This window comes from Algoriphagus antarcticus (assembly GCF_002150685.1).
Taxonomy (GTDB): domain Bacteria; phylum Bacteroidota; class Bacteroidia; order Cytophagales; family Cyclobacteriaceae; genus Algoriphagus; species Algoriphagus antarcticus.
Genome location: NZ_MSSW01000050.1, coordinates 1 through 19,355, shown reverse-complemented (window position 1 = coordinate 19,355; position 19,355 = coordinate 1). Strand labels below are relative to the sequence as shown.

Genomic DNA, 19,355 nt, shown 5'->3' with positions numbered 1-19,355 from the left:
TCCTAATAACTAAAAAGGGAGGAAAAAATCCAAAAAACATTGCCGTTATTAACTAAAAAACCTAAAAGGTAAGCCTTGACCTTTGCCACGTTCAAAACCTCGAAGGTCTTCCTTATCAACAAATCAGCTAAACTAGGCCCAATTATACTGCTGAAGTTTTTATAAGGGGGTTTATCTACTTCTTTATTCTCCGGTTTGGACATGTTTCCGTCAATAGCTTCGCTATTATTTGATTGAATACCCAGTCTAATTTTTGGCTTAATCCCAAATTCTAAATCATTACCAATAGAAAGGCGTAGATACATTCTTCACCTAGTGAGGCAATTTGTAGCAGTCAAGCTGTACTTTTGATATTATTAAATTCTTGGAAAGGCATTTGCTGATTGCCCTTCGATTTTCATAGCTCTAAAAATCCCCTTTGCTAGTGGTTACAATACTAATTCGTGTTCTTCTCTTTGTGCTTTTCCTTTCGCTTATCGACTGGTATTCCTACCAAGCTTTCAAAACACTATTTCGTGACCAAACCTGGATCAAAATTGGCTTTTGGGTTTTTTCCGTTTTCGTATACCTGTTTGTGGCCTACGGTTTTCTGACCTTCAGTCGTGTTAATCCTACCCAAAACTTTGGAAGGTTGATCTCGGTTCTTGTGCTTTCGCTGCTTCCAAAGCTTATTATCCTTGCTGTACTGTTTGGCGAAGATGTACTGCGCTTTGTAGCTGCGCTTTTTCAATCCGCTACCGGAAACCGTGAAGGCGACTTTATGCCCGACCGGAGGAAATTTGTAAGCCAGACAGCCTTAGTGCTATCCGCCATTCCGTTTATAGGGATACTTCACGGAGTGTTTTATGGCAAATACCGCTATCGCATTTTAAAACATACCATCGCATTTGACGATCTACCCGAAGAGTTTGATGGCTTAACCATCACCCAGATTTCAGATATCCATTCTGGGAGTTTTGATGACAAGAAAAAGCTAGAATATGGGGTGGATCTTATCAACGCGCAAGAATCGGATTTAATCCTATTTACAGGCGATTTGGTCAACAACCAATCAAAAGAAATGGAGCCTTGGATGGATACCTTCAAAAAGCTGAAGGCGCCCATGGGTATATACTCCATTCTAGGCAATCACGACTATGGCGACTATATGACTTGGCCCAGCAAGGAGGCCAAAAAAGCCAATATGGAGCACCTGTACAACGTCCAAGCGGAGCTTGGATTTAAGCTACTGCGCAACGAAAATGTGAAGCTCCAAAAAGGCGGAGCTACCATAGACCTGATAGGTGTAGAAAATTGGGGAAAAGGATTTGCCCAATATGGAGACCTAAATAAAGCAGTAGAAAACCTTGACGATAAAAGTTTCAAAATACTGATGAGCCACGACCCTTCTCACTTTGATGAAGTGGTGAAAAAATTCTCCAAATTCATCCACCTTACGTTGAGTGGCCATACGCATGGAATGCAGTTTGGGATTGAGATTCCTGGTTTTATAAAGTGGAGTCCGGTATCCTGGCGCTACCCAAAGTGGGCAGGATTATATCGAGAACTAGGGCGTTATTTACACGTAAATCGTGGTTTTGGGTTTTTAGCCTTTCCTGGCCGAGTGGGTATTTGGCCGGAAATTACAGTACTGGAGCTGAAGAAAAAATAAGGTTTCCATTCATTATGCTAAATCCTAAGAGCTTTTTATAGCAGAAAAGAATATGGAATATCCCTAAAATGGCGGGTATATAACTCTACCCTACAATCAAAAGCCCAAGTCAAAAGGAATCAAATTCTGTCAACTTATAGAACTGCTAGAATAATTCATTGCTTTTTTAAATTCAGTCGCTACTAATACCACTTCTGCTAAGAAAGTTATTTCACCGAATCTACTTGGTTCATGTTTACCTGCCGACTTGGAGCTTCTCCTTTTCAAAAACCTCAAAGATTAGCAAAGAAAAAACCCTTGAAACCTCAGAGACTTCAAGGGTTAGGAAGTTTTGAGGACCTAGAAAGTCCTCTCGTAAACTTCAGATAAATAAACCTTCGAGGTCTGAAAAAAACCTCAAAGGTTACTTCAAATTCTTATACCGAATTCTCTTTGGCTCCACATCACCAAGCCTTTTCTTTTTGTTCTCTTCGTAGTCGGAGTAATTTCCTTCAAACCACACCACTTGAGAATCGCCTTCGAAAGCCAAAATATGTGTACAGATTCGATCTAGAAACCATCTATCGTGGGAGATGACTACTGCACAGCCGCCAAAGTTTTCTAAGGCTTCTTCCAAAGCTCGAAGTGTATTCACATCCAGGTCGTTGGTAGGCTCATCGAGTAGCAGCAAGTTGCCGCCTTCTTTCAGCGTCAATGCCAAGTGAACTCGATTTCGCTCGCCACCAGAAAGAATCCCTACTTTCTTCTCCTGATCTCCTCCACCGAAGTTGAATTTGGAAACGTACGCTCTGGAATTCACTTCTCTATTCCCCAGTTTCATCAATTCATTTCCTTCGGAAATCGTCTGATAAACTGTCTTATTTGGATCAAGCGTATCATGTCCCTGATCTACATACGCCAACTGAACTGTCTCTCCTACTTCGAAATGACCCGCATCGGCTTTTTCCTGCCCTGTGATTAATTTGAAAAGTGTGGATTTACCCGCACCATTTGGCCCGATCACGCCGACAATTCCTCCTTGCGGCAATGCAAAAGTCAGGTTTTCAAAAAGCAATTTATCTCCGTAAGCTTTTGACACACCGTTCACTTCAATCACTTTCGCTCCTAAACGTGGCCCAGGAGGAATAAACAACTCAAGTTTTGCTTCTCTTTCTTTAGAGTCCTCTCCCACCAATTTGTCGTATGCACTTAGCCGAGCTTTACCTTTGGCTTGGCGAGCTTTCGGAGTCATTCTGATCCACTCCAATTCTCTCTCCAATGTCTTCTGACGCTTGGATTCTGTTTTCTCCTCTTGTTTCAACCGGTTTTGCTTCTGATCCAGCCAAGAAGAATAATTCCCTTTCCAGGGAATACCCTCGCCCCGATCAAGCTCCAAAATCCAGCCGGCTACGTTATCCAAGAAGTATCTATCGTGAGTTACTGCGATCACGGTTCCCTTATAATTCTGTAAATGTTGTTCCAGCCAATGTACAGATTCCGCATCCAAGTGGTTGGTAGGTTCATCGAGTAATAATACATCCGGCTCCTGCAGAAGCAAGCGGCAAAGCGCCACTCTCCTCTTTTCTCCGCCAGAAAGATTAGCAACGTTCGCATCACTAGGTGGAAGTCTAAGCGCATCCATGGCTTTGTCCAGCATCACATCAAGTTCCCAAGCGTTTGCTGCATCAAGCTTCTCCTGCACTACTCCTTGCTTTTCGATCAGGTCATTCATCGCATCTGGATCTTCCATCAGCGCCGGATCCATAAATTTCTCATTGATTGCCTCAAATTCCTTCAGCAAAGCCACGGTCTCGGAAACTGCTTCTTCTACTACTTCTTTCACCGTTTTGGTTGGATCGAGCTTTGGTTCCTGCTCCAGCATTCCGACTGTATAACCTGGAGACCAGACCACTTCGCCTTGGAATTCCTTGTCCATTCCGGCAATAATCTTTAAAAGAGAAGATTTACCTGAACCATTCAAACCAAGAACACCGATTTTGGCTCCGTAAAAAAAAGAGAGATAAATATCTTTGAGGACTTTTTTCTGTGGCGGATAGATTTTTGAAACCCCCGCCATAGAAAAGATGATTTTTTCTGAACTCATGCGTTATATTTTTACTTTAGAATTGCAATTAAGATTCAAAGATGGCAAAAAAACCGCTTTTTTAGGATAAGTGCTTTTGAATTAATTAATTTGCGGAAATTTGAAAACCGCCACCTAACCTACTGTAGAACAATGGAGCATCCGTATGGATATATCAAGGACAAGAAAGTTTATTTGAGGGGCTTTTTGGGACAGGAAGATAGGGTAATCGGTGAAGTAAAAGAAGATGAGACCTCTACGCTTAAGTATTTTGAAGATCGATTTGAACAACTCAAAGAAAAAGTAGCCAAACTCAAAAATGACATTCAGGAAAACCAGAATAAGGGTTCCTTCCTGATGAAACTCATTCACCTCAAAGAATCTCTTATGCAGTCCGACGCATTGGGGGATTTTGAGCCACTTATCAATGACCTCAGCCAACAAGAAGAATACCTGAACGAAATCATTCAGGTAAACCGCACTAAAAATCTTGAGGTTAAGAATGCTTTAATTTTAGAAGCTGAAGTAAAAAAAGACGATACTGACTGGAAGGAAACCACGGAGTATTATAAAGAACTGAAACTTCGATGGATCAAGACCGGCCCTGTAGATAAAGAACATCAAGAAGAAATAGAGAATACGTTCAATGATATTGTGCAGAATTTCTTCGAAAACAGAAGACATTTCTTCGAAGGACTTGCACTTCAGGCTGAGGAAAACATCAAAGTCTATGAAGCTCTGGTAATACAGGCTAGAGAAGCGCATGATTTCCCTGACGCAAAAACTGCCTTTGAAATCTCAAAGAAAATCCAACGGCAATGGAAAGAAGCTGGAAAAGTACCTGCGGAAAAACGACAGCCGCTTTGGGACGAATTTTCCAAATTGAACAATCGTATCTTCTCCCGCTTTAAAAGAACGCTCCAAACCGGCCCACAAATGAACCCTAGGGAACTAATGCGGAAGGTGGAGACTTTAACCGAAGAGATCAAAGACTTGGCGGGCAAACCCACATCTTATGAACTTGTCGGAAGAGCCAAATTGATTCAGGAAGAATGGAGAAAACTGCCTCCTCGCAAGCCGAAAGAAGCTAATTTGATTGTGAGATCATTCCAATTCTTCTCAGATATTGTATTTGAAAAAGCTTTTCTTGAGAAACTTGTTCACGGTAAATATGCTGACTTTGATGAAAAACCTGAGGCAGAGCAAACTCAAATAAAAACTGCTCTTTTGAAAGATTTATTGCACAGAGATCAAACTGAGCTGGAAGCGGCACAAAACAATACGGAGAATTTCCGCGTACAGTCAGCTGATTTTGACATTATGATGAAGAAGAAATTATTTGCGGTGAAGAGAAAAGTAGATGTGAAAAATTATATTTTGAAACAACTTTCTTTTAAATAGAAATACACCGCTGATTATTACAAAAAAAGAATAATTTTGCAACCCTTAAACTCCGGAACTCCTTTAAAATAAACACTATGTACTGGACACTCGAATTAGCATCCTATTTAGAGGATGCACCCTGGCCAGCCACCAAGGATGAATTAATTGATTATGCCATCCGATCCGGCGCGCCAATGGAAGTAGTAGAAAACCTACAAGAATTAGAAGATGATGGCGAACCTTATGAGACCATCGAAGAGATTTGGCCTGATTACCCGACCAAAGACGACTTCTTTTTCAACGAAGACGAATATTAAATGCAAAAAGCCTTGATCACTCAGGGCTTTTTTTTATGAAGATTTCTATTTAACCGCAGGGTTGACAGAGATCTCGCAGAGAGCACAGCTTTTGATTTAACCTTCTATATTTGGTTCAAGTCTCCTGACTTGGACCAAATCTATTGCGGTCTCCTGCCTAAGCTCTAATTATGACTGGTCGAGATAACTATGGAAATCTGAAGAATGAAAATAAGAAAAGGCACAAGCCTGAGTTGATGCAGGCGGGTCTGAAGAATTGCGCCAGCCTGATCACCGCGACTGAAAACTGAGACTTAAATTCTCTATAGTCCCAGCACCTGTCTCAGCCTGGAATATCCATTTTTACTCACTGGCACTTTTTCACCACCGCGCAGTATCACCAAGTAATTATCACGTTCGTAGGGCTCTATTTTGGTGATCTCATTTAGGTTGATCAAATAGGATCTATGCACCCGCACAAACTTCGCAGGATCTAGCGCTTCCTCAAGAGACTTCATAGTCATCTTCTTCAGGTATTTGCCAGAAACGGTGTGAATAGCTATGTAGTCATCTTCAGCTTCAAAAAAGCTAACTTCACGCGTAGGAATGATTTTGATTTCATTTTTGACACGAACTACTAGCCTATTTCTCTTCTCAGCCAACTCATTAAGCTTCTGAGTGGATTCTACACTACCTCCTTTTTGAGCCAAGAGTTTTTCTATGGCTTGCGAAAAGCGCTCTTGAGAAAAAGGTTTGAGTAAATAATCAATGGCCATAGCGTCAAAAGCTTTTAAGGCATATTGATCAAAGGCAGTGGTGAAGATCACCGCAGGTGGTTCATCAAGCAGTTCTAGCATTTCGAAACCGGTAATTTTGGGCATCTGTACATCCAAAAATATTAAATCCGGCTCATGTTCTTGGATTGCTTTGAGCCCCTGAAATCCATCACGACAGATAGATATCACGTCGAACTGCGGGAAGTCAGCTAAAAATTCCTGGACAATACTTGCCGCCAAAGGCTCGTCATCGATGATTAATGTCTTGATCATTTCGGTTGGGGGATTTTTAAAATTACGGTAAAAATTGAATCTTCTGATTTCGCTTCCAGCAAGTCCTTTCTGCCAAAAAGTAAAAACAACCTGCGATCCACAGAGCTCAAGCCGAAGCCAGTTCCTTTTGGTGCAGCCACTTCAGGATCAAAAGGATTCTCAATTTTCAACATCAAATAATTCTGTTCTTTGAAAGCATAAAGAATTATTTTCACATCCTCCGTGATGCCATAAAGACCATGTTTGATTGCATTTTCCAGAAGTGGTTGGATCAGCAATTGAGGTAGGCGCATTTGCATCACCTCATCCCCCACTTCAAACACCACTTCCAGTCTATGTCCAAAGCGGACATGCTCAATATCCAGGTACATTTTCAGATAACCCAATTCTTCTTCGAGACTCATCCACTGCTGATGATCTTTTCGGATCGTTCCTCGCAGGAAATCAGAAAGTTGAAGTACCATCTCCCGAGCTTTTTTAGGTTGAGAAACTGTAAGTGCACTTATGGAATTGAGACTATTGAACAAAAAATGCGGCTGAAGCTGTTGACGTAGCTGTGTCAATTCTGCTTCCCGAGAAAGTTCACTCATCATGGCTTCCCTTTTTTGAGCTTCATCTTGCTGCTCTAGCTTTGAAACCACGATTGCGATCAAAGCCACCATAACCTCTGCCAAACCTAAAATAGCCCAACGTAAGTAAAAATGAGATTTCAGTAAAATCATGTATGTCTCATTGTCGGAATACACCCATTTCAGCAGGTACTGATGCCCCAAAACAGCCGCTAAGCTAAACAAGAGAGGCAATCCCAAGAGCAACCAGTTGTTACTTCCTTTAGGAATGTAAAAACCAAAAACCCGATCTAGCATATTTACTCCCAGAGAAAAAAGAAGCGCAAAAACTAACGAATCTACAATAGCAATGGATTGATCAACACCATAAAATACGAGCAATCCAAACGTGGCAAGGAACCAGATTACTCCGGCTCCTTGGACGATCCAAATACTTTTAGAAGGGTTTGAAAATACTTTCGAGAACAAAAGGCAGGAGTTTTAAGAAAGGAATTTCGTTAATATGATTTGATTTCCAAACCGCCAAAGAAGACTGTACCTCGGATCACCAAGATTTTGTCGGAATCAACTTCAGACTGACGGTATACCCGCTTATCCTCTACACCGGCTGCAATGTTTGTTACTTCTACTCGTATATCCCAATGAGGCGGCACTATTAATTTGATACCTCCAAATATCACGTCCACTTGAAGAGTGACTATTCCGGAGAGGTCTGACTGCGTAAGATCTAGATCAATTCCTCCAAAAGCAGCTGTCAGTTTTCCTCCTTGAAAATCTTTAGTGAGCATTCGTTTATTGATCCCGCTCATAATAGAATCGATAGAAACACTATCTGAATAGCTGATTCCTGAGACGCCAGACATTCCAGCGTAGGATTTCCCCCCAGCAGATTGAGTTGAAGAAGCTGCCTTTTCTCCTTTATTGTAATCTTCGGCAGTTGAAGGTGAGGAGGTAGATTTAGATATCAATTTATCTTGAATATCATTCATCACCTGTTGTTCTTTTCGCTTCTTCGTAATTAGGTAAATCCCCACGAGGATAAGCGCTATAGGAAATATGAATCGTTCCATTCCAAAATCAAAATTAAATTCCTGTTCTAAGAGAAAGAATACGCCTAAGCCCAGCATTATCACACCAAAAAAACTTTTGAACTCATGCTTGACTAGTGTGATCACGCCTATGGCAATTAGTATCATCGGCCATGATAGCAACCAGTCTGGATAAAAAACATCGAGTTTCCTAAGTAAAATCAGGACGCCGACAGCGAGGATTATAAATCCGAAGACCATACCTCCATCATTATTGTTTATACGATTTCGTTTCATCATTTTATAGTTTTAAGTGATGACCGAAAGTACGGTGTGGGTTGACATCCTGAAATAAACAAAAGGCCAATTCATCCAAAAAGTCGGTAAAGCCTACAAAAAAGTCGGTGAGTCTTCACCCTAAAATCTTACCGATCTGACAATCCCCTGCTTGCAATAAACTCTGCATAGTCCATGTCTTCAGGCGTAGTGATTTTGATGTTCTCCGCGTTTCCAGAAATCAAGGTCACTTGCCAACCTTGATTCTCATATACTGTCGCATCGTCTGTGAACTGCTGAAGTTCGGTCACAGTAAATGCTTTTTTGATTTTCTCAACTTGAAAGGTCTGAGGTGTCTGCACCAATCGGAAATATTGTCGCTCCTCATAGAACGACTTCCCGTCATCCCTAAGCTTCCTGATGGAATCCTTCAACGCAATCACAGCTATAGCACTCCCTTGGCGCTCAGCCACCTCAAAACTCTCTTTAATAACTTCCTCAGTCACAAATGGTCTTACACCATCGTGGATTGCAACCAGCTTTGTTTTAGAATTGAGTGAATTCAATCCATTTCGTACCGATTGAAATCTAGAATTCCCTCCAGCAACCAATCGATGAGCGATTGTGAATTTATATTCCGAGCATAGTTCTTCCCAGTACACAAAATCGCTCTCAGGCAATACCAAAATCAAATCCAAAGATGGGTCTACTCGGTAAAAAACAGAAAGTGTACGCATTAATACAGGCTGTCCGGCAACAGGTAAATATTGCTTGGCAATTGGCCCGCCCATTCTTTGACCTCTCCCACCTGCCACCAGGATCGCTGCTTTATTTGTCATACTAATTTTTTGCAAAAATAAGTGATCCAATCTCCTCATGTTCTACCGCAAAGTTATCTCTGTGTGAACATAAAAAAAGCCCCTTTCGGAGCTTTCAGTATTAAAGGATCAACATCGCATCTCCGTAAGAGAAGAATCGATATTTTTCTTTGATGGCTTCCTTGTATGCTTTCATCACCAAATCGTATCCTCCGAAAGCCGATGCTGTCATCAGCAAAGTAGATTCTGGAAGGTGAAAATTGGTAATCAATGAATTTGCGATTTTGAACTCGTATGGAGGAATGATAAACTTGTCTGTCCAACCGCTGCTTGCTTTCAATCGACCATTTGCAGTCACTGATGACTCAATCGTTTTCAAAGAAGTAGTACCCACAGCTACTACTCTCTTCTTAGCATCCAATGCTCTATTCACCAACGCTACAGTATTATCAGGAATGCTGTAATTTTCAGAATCCATTTTATGCTTAGTCAGATCTTCCACATCCACCTGACGGAAAGTACCCAAGCCAACATGAAGTGTAATAGGAGTGACATCCACGCCCTGTAGCTCTAGCCTTTTCAGCAAATGCGGAGTAAAGTGCAAGCCAGCCGTTGGTGCAGCTACTGCTCCTACGTTCTTAGCAAATACAGTTTGGTATCTTTCTTTATCTTCAGCTTCTACTTTTCTTTCTATAAATTCTTTTAAAAGCGGAGTTTCTCCAAGTGTGTCGATAGTCTTATGAAATTCTTCATCCGTACCGTCAAACAAGAAACGGATCGTACGTCCTCTAGAAGTAGTATTGTCAATGACTTCTGCAACTAGATCGGAATCTCCGAAATAAAGCTTATTGCCAACTCTGATTTTTCTAGCTGGATCTACCAAGACATCCCAAAGCTTCAACTCAGAGTTCAATTCTCTCAAAAGAAAAACTTCGATTTCTGCACCGGTTTTTTCCTTATTGCCGTATAGCCTAGCTGGGAAAACTTTTGTATCATTGGTAACGAAGACATCACCCTCACCGAAGTATTCGGTAATATCTTTAAAAACTCTGTGTTCAATTTTACCCGTATCTCGATGGAGTACCATCAATCTGGATTCATCCCGATTTGCTGCAGGATAAAGAGAGATTAGTTTCTTTGGAACGTCAAATTTGAAATCCGATAATTTCATAGATAAGTTTTAGATGTCTTGAGTGATTTAGAATAACTCTAAAAAATGCAAAGATACTAACAATATCAGGCAATTTCAGCTAACTTAACAAATTGTTTTAAACCAACTATAAGGCATGCTCTTTTTGAAACTATCTTGGGAAAGTTTTCGCTTCGCAATATCAGCATTAAAAACTAATCTGACCCGTACTGTATTATCGCTTTCAGGTGTCACAGTGGGTATTTTTGCTATTATCGCGGTATTTACTCTTGTCGACTCACTAGAGGCTAACATCAGGTCTTCATTTTCTTTTTTGGGTACGAATGTGATGCGGGTAGACAGATTTCCATATGCAAATGGCCCACAAGATTACCCATGGTGGAAATATTTTCGCAGACCACCGGGAACAGTAGCAGAATATGAATTCCTCCAGCAAAGACTTACTTCAGCAGAAGCTGTCACGATCTCTGCCTCCTCGAATACTACTGTAAAGGCAGGAAGCAACGCTTACCAAGGCATGTCTCTCACTGGCGCTGTTTACTCCTATCAAGACGTATATGAGATCTCATTAGAGGAAGGACGATATTTCACCCTATCCGAAATCAATGCCTCCAGAAACTTTGCAATTGTCGGTAAAGAAATAGCAAATACGCTTTTTCCTCAGCAAGAAGTCATTGGCAACCAAATCAAAATAAAAGGTATGAAATTCACCGTTATCGGTGTATTTGAAGAGGAGGGTGAAGGTTTATTTGACACACCTTCAAAGGATCAGGCATGCCTTATTCCGTACGGAGCTTTCAATAAAATGTATTATACTGGAAAAAATGGTATGGAACCAACCATTGCCGTGAAAGGCATGGTGGAGGACATTGGATTAGTTGCTCTGGAAAATGAAATGACGGGTTTACTTCGTGCCAAAAGAGGATTGAGACCTAGAGATGAAAATAACTTTGCTTTGAACAAAACCGAATTTATTCAAAATGCCATTGGGTCAGTTTTTGACGTGATCTCTGTGGCAGGCTGGGTCATTGGAGGGTTTTCTATTCTTGTTGGTGGATTTGGTATTGCGAATATCATGTTCGTGTCAGTTCGCGAAAGAACCAATATTATCGGAATTCAGAAGTCCTTGGGAGCAAAAAACTACTTCATACTTTTCCAGTTTCTTTTCGAATCAATATGTCTGAGTTTGATCGGTGGAATCACCGGTATTATCATTGTCTTTTTCCTAACTTTCATTCAGTTGGGCAGTTTGGAAATCACCCTATCCTTTAATAATATCATGCTCGGACTCGGCGTTTCTACTATCATTGGAGTCGTTTCTGGTATTGTCCCTGCTACACTCGCGGCTCGTATGGATCCTGTAGAGGCAATCAGAACTAATTAACATTCAGAGATTTATACTCCTAAAAAAAATAGAGGTTGCTCAATTATTGAGCAACCTCTATTTGCATTCAGATCTGAAAGAGCTTTACTGCTTATTCTTTCTCTACCACTTCACTAGCTCCCTTAGGCGATAATCCAGATGCAGCCTTGATCTTAACCTCCAGCGCATCCATCAATTCAGGATTATCCAGTAAAAGTGTTTTTACAGATTCACGCCCTTGGCCTAGCTTCTCTCCATTATAAGAGAACCAAGAACCTGCTTTTTTGATAATATCCAACTCCACTCCCAGATCGATTATTTCTCCCACTTTGGAGATCCCCTGCCCGTACATGATGTCAAACTCTACAACTTTAAATGGTGGAGCGACTTTATTCTTCACCACTTTCACCTTAGTTCTGTTGCCAAGAATATTATCTGCACTCTCTTTAATCTGACCGATTCTGCGGATATCCAATCTTACAGAAGCATAGAATTTCAATGCATTACCACCAGTGGTAGTTTCAGGATTACCAAACATTACCCCAATCTTCTCACGAAGCTGGTTGATGAAAATACATGAACAGCCAGTCTTATTGATGGCACCGGTCAGCTTACGCAAAGCCTGAGACATCAATCGGGCCTGTAAGCCCATTTTGGAATCACCCATATCGCCTTCTAGCTCTGCTTTGGGAACCAAAGCAGCTACAGAGTCAATCACAATAATATCAATAGCTCCTGAGCGGATCAAATGCTCCGCAATCTCAAGAGCTTGCTCCCCATTGTCTGGCTGAGAGATGAGTAGATTTTCTGTATCGATCCCCAACTTTTCTGCATAGCTCTTGTCAAAGGCATGTTCTGCGTCAATGAAGGCTGCTAATCCGCCAGCCTTCTGCGCCTCAGCGATACAGTGTAGGGTCAAGGTAGTTTTACCGGAAGATTCTGGACCATAAATCTCAATCACACGTCCACGAGGAATCCCTCCTATACCCAAAGCGATATCCAAGCCCAATGACCCGGTAGATATAGCTGGTATGTCCACCACTTTATTATCGCTCAGCTTCATTACGGTTCCTTTTCCGTAAGTCTTTTCTAACTTGTCGATGGTAAGTTGAAGGGCTTTTAATTTTTCAGCGTTATTACTCATTCTTTTATTTTGTTAGAATCTATAGTTATATGAAAGTAAATAAACAGTGGACTATAAGCAAGACACCCACTACTATTGTTTTGGAAAGCCAAATTCGTAATTTTAATCGCCTTTCGGCACGTTTTTTCGTAATACCTTTAGAATACCGCCCTTTTCGTCAGGTATTGTCATTAAAATTTATGAAAAGAATCTTCGGATCACTTATTCTCCTTCTTTTCTTTACCCTATCCGATCTCTCAGCGCAAGATCCAGTAGGCAATGTGCCATTTACTTTTGGAGAGGAATTGTCTTTTCAGGTTTCTTATGGATGGTTGAACCTTGCGGACGCAAAACTTCAGGTCGCCAAAAGACCCCAAGATCAAAATGATAAGCCACATTATAAGATAGATGTGTATGGCAAAACTAAAGGTGCAGCGACTATTTTCGGTAAAGTAAATGACAACTGGGGGACATACCTCGATGTAGAGACCATTCTGCCTTCATTATCCTATAGACATATCGAGGAGGGGAAATACAGAAAGCATGAGTTCGTTCACTTTGACCAGAAAAACAAGAAAGCTACTATGAAGCTTTTTGACAAAGAGAATAGAAACCTGAAAGAAACAAAGGACTTTGATTTACCGGGTCAAGTGCAGGATATGGTCAGTGCTTTTTATTATTTGAGATCGAAAGATTTACGGGATTTGAAGCAAGGTGAAGTCATCCTTATCCGTGGATTCTTTGATAAAGAAATATATAACATAAAGTTAATCTACGAGGGCACAGAAACCCTGGAGACGAACTTAGGCAAGAAGGAGACATACATTTTCTCTCCACAATTACCGAAAAACAAACTTTTCCGCGGAGAATTCCCCGTGAAGGTCTGGGTCACAAAGGATAAGAACAAAATCCCCGTGAAGATCAAAGCCAACCTATTCATCGGCTCTCTTAATTTAGATATCATTTCTGCGAAGGGTTTGAAAAACAATTAATTAAAAAATTCTTAACATTGTGATAACACAGTGCCGCTATCACCAAATATTCATACCATTCACATTATCAAGTATGGGTATTGACAATCTTTTATTTGGCTTCAATCCTTAAATATTCCCTAATTTTAAGCCAAACATTAAGAAATCACTGATGAGCGATAAGCAAAAAATCAAAGTTCTGGTAGTTGACGACGAACCTGATATTGTTGAAATCCTGAAATATAATCTTCAAAAAGAAGGCTATGAGGTAGCTACTGCTGAAGATGGATTGAAAGCAGTAAAAACTGCTGCTAAATTTTTACCTGATGTGATTCTCTTGGACATCATGATGCCTAATCAGGATGGTGTAGAAACTTGCTTGCAGATCAGGCAGATTCCTGAACTCAAAAACACCTTCATTATTTTCCTGACAGCTAGAATGGAAGAATACTCAGAAGTGGCGGCATTTGACGTGGGAGCAGATGATTACATCACTAAGCCTATCAAGCCTAGGGCCCTGATGAGCCGTATTTCAGCCTTGTTCAGACGCGAGTCCAAAAAAGAACAAGAGCAGATTCAAATCAAAATCAGAGACCTGATAATTGACCGTGGAAGCTATACGATCGACAAGGCCGGCAAGACGATCACCCTTCCTAAAAAAGAATTTGAGCTTTTGTATTTCCTATCCAAAAGCCCTAATATAGTTTTCAGTAGGGATGAACTTCTTCAGAATATTTGGGGTACTGATGTATTCGTATTGGCAAGAACAGTGGATGTACATATCAGAAAAGTGCGTGAGAAAATCGGAGAAGACTACATCACTACAGTAAAAGGTGTAGGATATAAATTCGAATTAGGACAATAAATGTTTAGCACTTCCAGAGGAATTTCTTTGATCCTGGCTTTAGCCATCTCGGCTCTGGTTGCAGCATTTTTGTCATTAATGGATGAATCCACCTATCTCTTGCTCTTGGTAGCGTGGGGTGTTTCTTTTTCATCCGCTTACCTGCTGATATCTTTTACACTTGAATTTTTCATTTTCAAGGAAATAGGAGATATCTACTCACTTTTGGAAAAAATCCAACGTAAAGACCTATCTGAAATCAGTGAAAAAGGAAGAAAAGGATCTATTTCTCCTTTACGGAAAATCAATAAAGTCATCAATTCCTATGCTATTGCGCGGCAAAAGGAAATTGACACCCTGCAAAAGAACGCTGAATTCCGAAAGGAATTTATCGCTGACATTTCACATGAGTTGAAAACTCCAATTTTTGCCACCCAAGGATATATCCATACGCTTTTGGACGGAGCGATTGACGATAAGCAGGTACGCATGCGCTTCCTCAAGCGGGCAGCAAAAAGCTTAGACTCCCTGGATGTACTAGTTCAAGATCTACTCACGCTCAATCAAATGGAAAGCGGTGTGATCAAATTCAATTACACGGCATTTGACCTTAAGGCACTCATAGAAGAGGTAATGGAGGAGCTAGAGCACAAAGCTTCCAAGCGCGATATGCATATAGAATTTGAGGTGGAGCCTAATAAGCATTACCTGACAAATGGGGACAGACAGAAGCTCTATCGAGTTTGTCAAAACCTGATCTTCAATGCCATGAAGTATAATCATACTGGTGGCGCGGTAAAAGTCTCTATCAGGACACTGAAAAACACAATTCAAGTTGACATCAAAGATGATGGGCAGGGAATACCACCAGAAGATTTGAAGCGGATTTTTGAGCGATTCTACCGTGTGGAGAAAAGCAGAAACAAAAAAGAAGGCGGTACGGGCTTAGGATTGGCGATCGTAAAGCATATCCTCGAAGGACACAAAAGCAAGATTTCTGTGAGCTCAACGGTGGGAAAAGGATCCATTTTCAGTTTTTCACTTCCTCTTGTAAAAATCGACGCTCCAGAAGAAAAACTAAAAGTGTTAACTCTCTAAGAATAAAAGTGGGAGAAGTTTTTTACCCATCCTTTTTTCCCTACTTTTGCAGCCTCATTTGAAGAGGCAGGAGAATCATGAAGAAAGTAGATTTTGACAATCTTATTCTGTTTGAAAACGAGGATTACCTGGTAATCAATAAACCGCCGTACCTATCAAGCTTAGACGATAGGCACGAAGCGCAGAACATCCTAGACTTAGCCAAGACACACATCCCCGATTCCCAACTGTGTCATCGATTGGATAAGGAAACTTCAGGATGTCTAGTGATTGCCAAGAATCCAGCGGCCTACAGGCATTTGGCCATGCAGTTTGAAAGCAGAAAAGTAAATAAAGTCTATCATGCAGTGGTGGAAGGGATCAAGGAATTCAGCGATGAGCTGGTGGACAGAAATCTCGCCGCCAACAACAAAGGAATCGCTAAAATAAGTAAAGACGGCAAGCCAGCGCAAACGATCTTCAATACGTTGAAGACATACTACGCACATACGCTAGTCGAATGCAAACCCATCACCGGGAGACTGCATCAGATTAGGGTTCATTTGGCTTACCTCAAGTCTCCGATTTGCGGAGACACACTTTACGGAGGCAACCCTTTATACCTTTCTTCTATCAAGCGTCGCTTCAATTTAAAAAAAGAGACAGAAGAATTACCAATTATGCAGCGGGTTTCGCTTCATGCTTATTCGATTGGATTTCAGGGTTTGGACGGCACGGAATTATTCGTAAATGCGCCTTATCCGAAGGATTTCAAGGTTTTGGTCAATCAATTAGAGAAAACCAGCTGAGAAATTTCCATTGAAAAAGAGTAAGAAAAACCCAGAATTGATTGGAATTAAAACGCTAAGCCAGTGAAAATTAGGACTTAGTATTGGAAATGTTTTGCATCAAAAATAAAATACTCCTATCTTTGTGTCCCTTTTTGAGGGTGAAATAAATTTAACAAGCTAAATATTAAACAGTTACACAGTGGATACTTTGAGCTATAAGACCGTATCAGCCAATGCCGCAACTGTAGAAAAGCAATGGGTGGTAGTGGATGCCCAAGCTGCAGTTTTAGGTAGATTGGCTAGTGAGGTAGCAAAAATCTTAAGAGGTAAGACGAAGCCAAGCTTCACGCCTCACGTTGATTGTGGTGACAACGTCATCGTAATCAATACAGACAAAATCAGATTAACTGGTGACAAGTGGGACTCCAAAGTTTATGTGAGACACACAGGTTACCCAGGTGGACAGCGTATCTCTACGCCAAGATTATTGAAAGAGAAATCTTCAACAATCTTGATCGAGAAAGCTGTAAGAGGCATGTTGCCTAAGAACAGATTGGGAAGAAAATTATACGGCAACTTGTACGTGTATGAAGGATCTGAGCATCCACATACCGCGCAGCAGCCTAAAGCCATCACTCTTTAATCGTCTATCATGGAAATGATCAACAAAATCGGTAGAAGAAAAACCTCTGTAGCCAGAATTTACATGGCTCCAGGAAAAGGTGAAATCACCGTTAACAACAGATCTCTGGAAGTTTACTTCCCATTCGAGCTTCACCAGATCGTAGTGAAGCAGCCATTAGCGCTAGTAGGCGTAAATGGCAACTACGACATCAAGATCAATGTAGATGGTGGTGGAATCACAGGTCAGGCAGAAGCAGCTCGTATGGCTATTTCTCGTGCTTTGTGTGAGTTCGACATAGAACACAGACCTGCATTGAAAAAAGAAGGTTTCCTTACTCGTGACCCAAGAATGGTAGAACGTAAGAAGCCAGGACGTAGAAAAGCAAGAAGAAAGTTCCAGTTCTCTAAACGTTAATCTGGAGGATCTTCCTTATATAGAAAAACACATTTTATAATGGCAAAATTAGAATATAAAGACTTACTAGATGCTGGTGTCCACTTCGGACACTTGACGAGAAAGTGGGATCCAAGAATGTCTCCATACATTTTCATGGAGAAAAATGGTATCCACATTATCGATCTTAACAAAACGCTTGTATGCCTCGACGAAGCATCTAACGCAATCAAGCAAATCGTACGCTCAGGCAAAAAAGTGATGTTCGTTGCTACTAAGAAGCAAGCGAAAGATCTTGTAGCTTCAGAAGCGAAGAGACTTAACATGCCTTTCGTAACTGAACGATGGTTAGGTGGTATGTTGACCAACTTCGCTACTATCCGTAAATCATTGAAGAAAATGTCCGGTTTGGACAAATTGATGAAAGAGGAAGCTTATAAGAACCTTGCGAAAAAAGAGCGTTTGATGGTTTCTCGTCAGAAAGACAAAATGGAAGATGTTCTTGGCGGTATCGCTGACTTGAGCAGACTACCTGCTGCGCTTTTCATCGTGGACATCAAAAGAGAACACATTGCAATTGCTGAAGCAAAAAAGCTTGGTATCCCTGTTTTCGCATTAGTAGATACGAACTCTAACCCAAATGAGGTAGATTTCCCAATCCCTGCTAATGACGATGCTTTCAAGTCCGTTTCTTTACTAGTTAAAGCATTCGGCGCAGCTATCGAAGAAGGTCTTTCAGAGCGTAAGAGAGACAAAGAAGACGCTAAACTTACTGAAGAGGAAGAAGCGAAGAAAGCTGTGGACGCTGCTGAAACAAAAGATTAATCCACTACTTGATTGAAATATATTAAAAATTGAACATCAGGTTTCGGCCAATGTTCAATTTTTTTGTTTTACCTACATTTGCTCCCTGAGAATTCTCTTATAGGCCAAATGCATCACATTATCCAATAAAGAACCTCGAAAGTCTTCACTAAGACCCAGAAGTTTTTCCCGATAGAATAATATCGTTTAATCATACAAACTGATAACACAATGGCAATTACTGCACAAGAAGTAAACAAACTGAGACAAATGACCGGTGCCGGTATGATGGATTGTAAAAAAGCTTTGACCGAATCAGAAGGCGATTTCGAAAAAGCTGTTGACATCCTCAGAAAGAAGGGGCAAAAAGTATCTGCTTCCAGAGCTGATCGTGAGACCAAAGAAGGAGTAGCTGTAACTAGAATCACTGCTGATGGCTCAAAAGGCTATATACTTACATTGACTTGTGAAACAGATTTCGTGGCTAAAAACGAAGGTTTCGTGGCTTTCGCTAATTCATTAATGGACATCGCTGTCGAAAACTCGGCTACAACCATAGAAGCAATTCTTGCACTTCCTTTCGAAGATCAGCTGGTAGCAGCCAAGATCACTGAAATGACAGGTAAAATCGGAGAGAAACTTGAGATTTCCCACTTTGAAGTAATCGAAGCTGAAACTGTTGTTCCTTACATCCACTCTAATGGTAAATTAGGTGTTTTGGTAGGATTGACTAACACAAGTGGAGCTGACGTAGAAGAAGCTGGCAAAGACGTAGCAATGCAAATCGCAGCGATGAACCCAGTAGCTCTTGACAAAGACGGAGTAGATGCTACTACGGTAAAGCGTGAAATCGAAGTAGGAAAAGAGCAGGCAAGAGCTGAAGGCAAGCCAGAAGAAATGCTTGAGAAAATTGCTTTGGGTAAACTGAACAAGTTCTACAAAGAGAATACGCTTCTTAGCCAGTCTTTTGTAAAAGACAACAACAAGACCATCGCTCAATACCTTGACGGTGTAAGCAAAGGAATGACTGTATCTGCATTCAGAAGAGTATCTATCGGTTAATCCGAACAAGATTCTTAATT

The 19,355-nt window shown here is 40.9% G+C and carries 20 protein-coding genes; 12 read left to right on the top strand and 8 right to left on the bottom strand.

All coding sequences use genetic code 11. The annotated features are described in order from the left end of the window. Positions 1-2 precede the first annotated feature (2 nt). Positions 3-305 (bottom strand): hypothetical protein, encoded by a 303-nt coding sequence (locus BVH04_RS16585; protein WP_086542587.1) that lies wholly within the window; start codon positions 303-305, stop codon positions 3-5. A gap of 119 nt (positions 306-424) precedes the next feature. On the opposite strand from BVH04_RS16585, the gene BVH04_RS16580 reads away from it, so the two are divergent. Beyond that, positions 425-1,651, top strand: coding sequence for a metallophosphoesterase (locus tag BVH04_RS16580; RefSeq protein ID WP_240510965.1), 1,227 nt, complete (start codon positions 425-427; stop codon positions 1,649-1,651). Between the two features lie 403 nt (positions 1,652-2,054). Here the strand turns inward: BVH04_RS16580 and ettA are convergent, their stop codons facing one another. After that, positions 2,055-3,734 carry an energy-dependent translational throttle protein EttA gene (gene ettA / locus BVH04_RS16575; protein ID WP_086542585.1) on the bottom strand — a complete coding sequence of 560 codons (1,680 nt, stop codon included), beginning with the start codon at positions 3,732-3,734 and terminating at the stop codon, positions 2,055-2,057. Positions 3,735-3,866: 132 nt separating this feature from the next. Between ettA and BVH04_RS16570 the strand changes: the two genes are divergently transcribed. Then, entirely contained in the window at positions 3,867-5,114 is a 1,248-nt protein-coding gene (locus tag BVH04_RS16570; RefSeq protein WP_086542584.1) for a DUF349 domain-containing protein, read from the top strand. A 77-nt stretch (positions 5,115-5,191) separates the two neighbouring features. Further along, complete coding sequence (locus tag BVH04_RS16565; RefSeq protein WP_024284896.1) at positions 5,192-5,413, top strand: DUF2795 domain-containing protein; 222 nt, start codon at positions 5,192-5,194, stop codon at positions 5,411-5,413. Between the two features lie 302 nt (positions 5,414-5,715). Here the strand turns inward: BVH04_RS16565 and BVH04_RS16560 are convergent, their stop codons facing one another. The 5 genes from BVH04_RS16560 to queA form a co-directional block, all read right to left on the bottom strand. Next, positions 5,716-6,441 (bottom strand): LytR/AlgR family response regulator transcription factor, encoded by a 726-nt coding sequence (locus tag BVH04_RS16560; protein WP_086542583.1) that lies wholly within the window; start codon positions 6,439-6,441, stop codon positions 5,716-5,718. Beyond that, complete coding sequence (locus BVH04_RS16555) at positions 6,438-7,478, bottom strand: sensor histidine kinase (RefSeq protein ID WP_240510964.1); 1,041 nt, start codon at positions 7,476-7,478, stop codon at positions 6,438-6,440. The genes BVH04_RS16560 and BVH04_RS16555 overlap by 4 nt, the downstream gene beginning before the upstream one ends. Before the next feature lie 29 nt (positions 7,479-7,507). Next, entirely contained in the window at positions 7,508-8,338 is an 831-nt protein-coding gene (locus tag BVH04_RS16550; RefSeq protein ID WP_240510963.1) for a LiaF transmembrane domain-containing protein, read from the bottom strand. A 125-nt stretch (positions 8,339-8,463) separates the two neighbouring features. Next, positions 8,464-9,153: a 2-C-methyl-D-erythritol 4-phosphate cytidylyltransferase gene (locus BVH04_RS16545; protein ID WP_086542631.1), complete on the bottom strand. Its 690-nt coding sequence runs from the start codon at positions 9,151-9,153 to the stop codon at positions 8,464-8,466. A 100-nt stretch (positions 9,154-9,253) separates the two neighbouring features. Then, positions 9,254-10,303 (bottom strand): tRNA preQ1(34) S-adenosylmethionine ribosyltransferase-isomerase QueA, encoded by a 1,050-nt coding sequence (gene queA, locus BVH04_RS16540; protein ID WP_086542582.1) that lies wholly within the window; start codon positions 10,301-10,303, stop codon positions 9,254-9,256. 115 nt (positions 10,304-10,418) lie between these two features. On the opposite strand from queA, the gene BVH04_RS16535 reads away from it, so the two are divergent. Continuing rightward, entirely contained in the window at positions 10,419-11,666 is a 1,248-nt protein-coding gene (locus BVH04_RS16535; RefSeq protein ID WP_086542581.1) for an ABC transporter permease, read from the top strand. Positions 11,667-11,757: 91 nt separating this feature from the next. On the opposite strand, the gene recA is transcribed toward BVH04_RS16535, so the two are convergent. Further along, a complete protein-coding gene (gene recA / locus BVH04_RS16530; RefSeq protein WP_086542580.1) occupies positions 11,758-12,789 on the bottom strand; it encodes a recombinase RecA in 1,032 nt (343 codons plus the stop codon). Between the two features lie 179 nt (positions 12,790-12,968). On the opposite strand from recA, the gene BVH04_RS16525 reads away from it, so the two are divergent. The 8 genes from BVH04_RS16525 to tsf all read left to right on the top strand — a co-directional run bounded on the left by BVH04_RS16525 (position 12,969) and on the right by tsf (position 19,335). After that, the gene (locus tag BVH04_RS16525) at positions 12,969-13,760 is read left to right on the top strand and encodes a DUF3108 domain-containing protein (protein ID WP_240510962.1); all 792 of its coding nucleotides are present in this window, start codon (positions 12,969-12,971) and stop codon (positions 13,758-13,760) included. A gap of 151 nt (positions 13,761-13,911) precedes the next feature. Continuing rightward, complete coding sequence (locus BVH04_RS16520; protein ID WP_086542578.1) at positions 13,912-14,604, top strand: response regulator; 693 nt, start codon at positions 13,912-13,914, stop codon at positions 14,602-14,604. Then, positions 14,605-15,681: a sensor histidine kinase gene (locus tag BVH04_RS16515; RefSeq protein WP_086542577.1), complete on the top strand. Its 1,077-nt coding sequence runs from the start codon at positions 14,605-14,607 to the stop codon at positions 15,679-15,681. It begins immediately after the preceding gene. 77 nt (positions 15,682-15,758) lie between these two features. Continuing rightward, a complete protein-coding gene (locus tag BVH04_RS16510; RefSeq protein WP_086542576.1) occupies positions 15,759-16,469 on the top strand; it encodes an RluA family pseudouridine synthase in 711 nt (236 codons plus the stop codon). 181 nt (positions 16,470-16,650) lie between these two features. After that, the gene (gene rplM, locus BVH04_RS16505; protein ID WP_086542575.1) at positions 16,651-17,094 is read left to right on the top strand and encodes a 50S ribosomal protein L13; all 444 of its coding nucleotides are present in this window, start codon (positions 16,651-16,653) and stop codon (positions 17,092-17,094) included. Positions 17,095-17,103: 9 nt separating this feature from the next. Further along, the gene (rpsI, locus tag BVH04_RS16500; protein WP_086542574.1) at positions 17,104-17,490 is read left to right on the top strand and encodes a 30S ribosomal protein S9; all 387 of its coding nucleotides are present in this window, start codon (positions 17,104-17,106) and stop codon (positions 17,488-17,490) included. 39 nt (positions 17,491-17,529) lie between these two features. Continuing rightward, positions 17,530-18,294: a 30S ribosomal protein S2 gene (gene rpsB, locus BVH04_RS16495; RefSeq protein ID WP_086542573.1), complete on the top strand. Its 765-nt coding sequence runs from the start codon at positions 17,530-17,532 to the stop codon at positions 18,292-18,294. A 210-nt stretch (positions 18,295-18,504) separates the two neighbouring features. Then, positions 18,505-19,335, top strand: a complete 831-nt coding sequence (gene tsf, locus BVH04_RS16490; RefSeq protein ID WP_086542572.1) for a translation elongation factor Ts — start codon at positions 18,505-18,507, stop codon at positions 19,333-19,335. Positions 19,336-19,355: the final 20 nt, after the last annotated feature.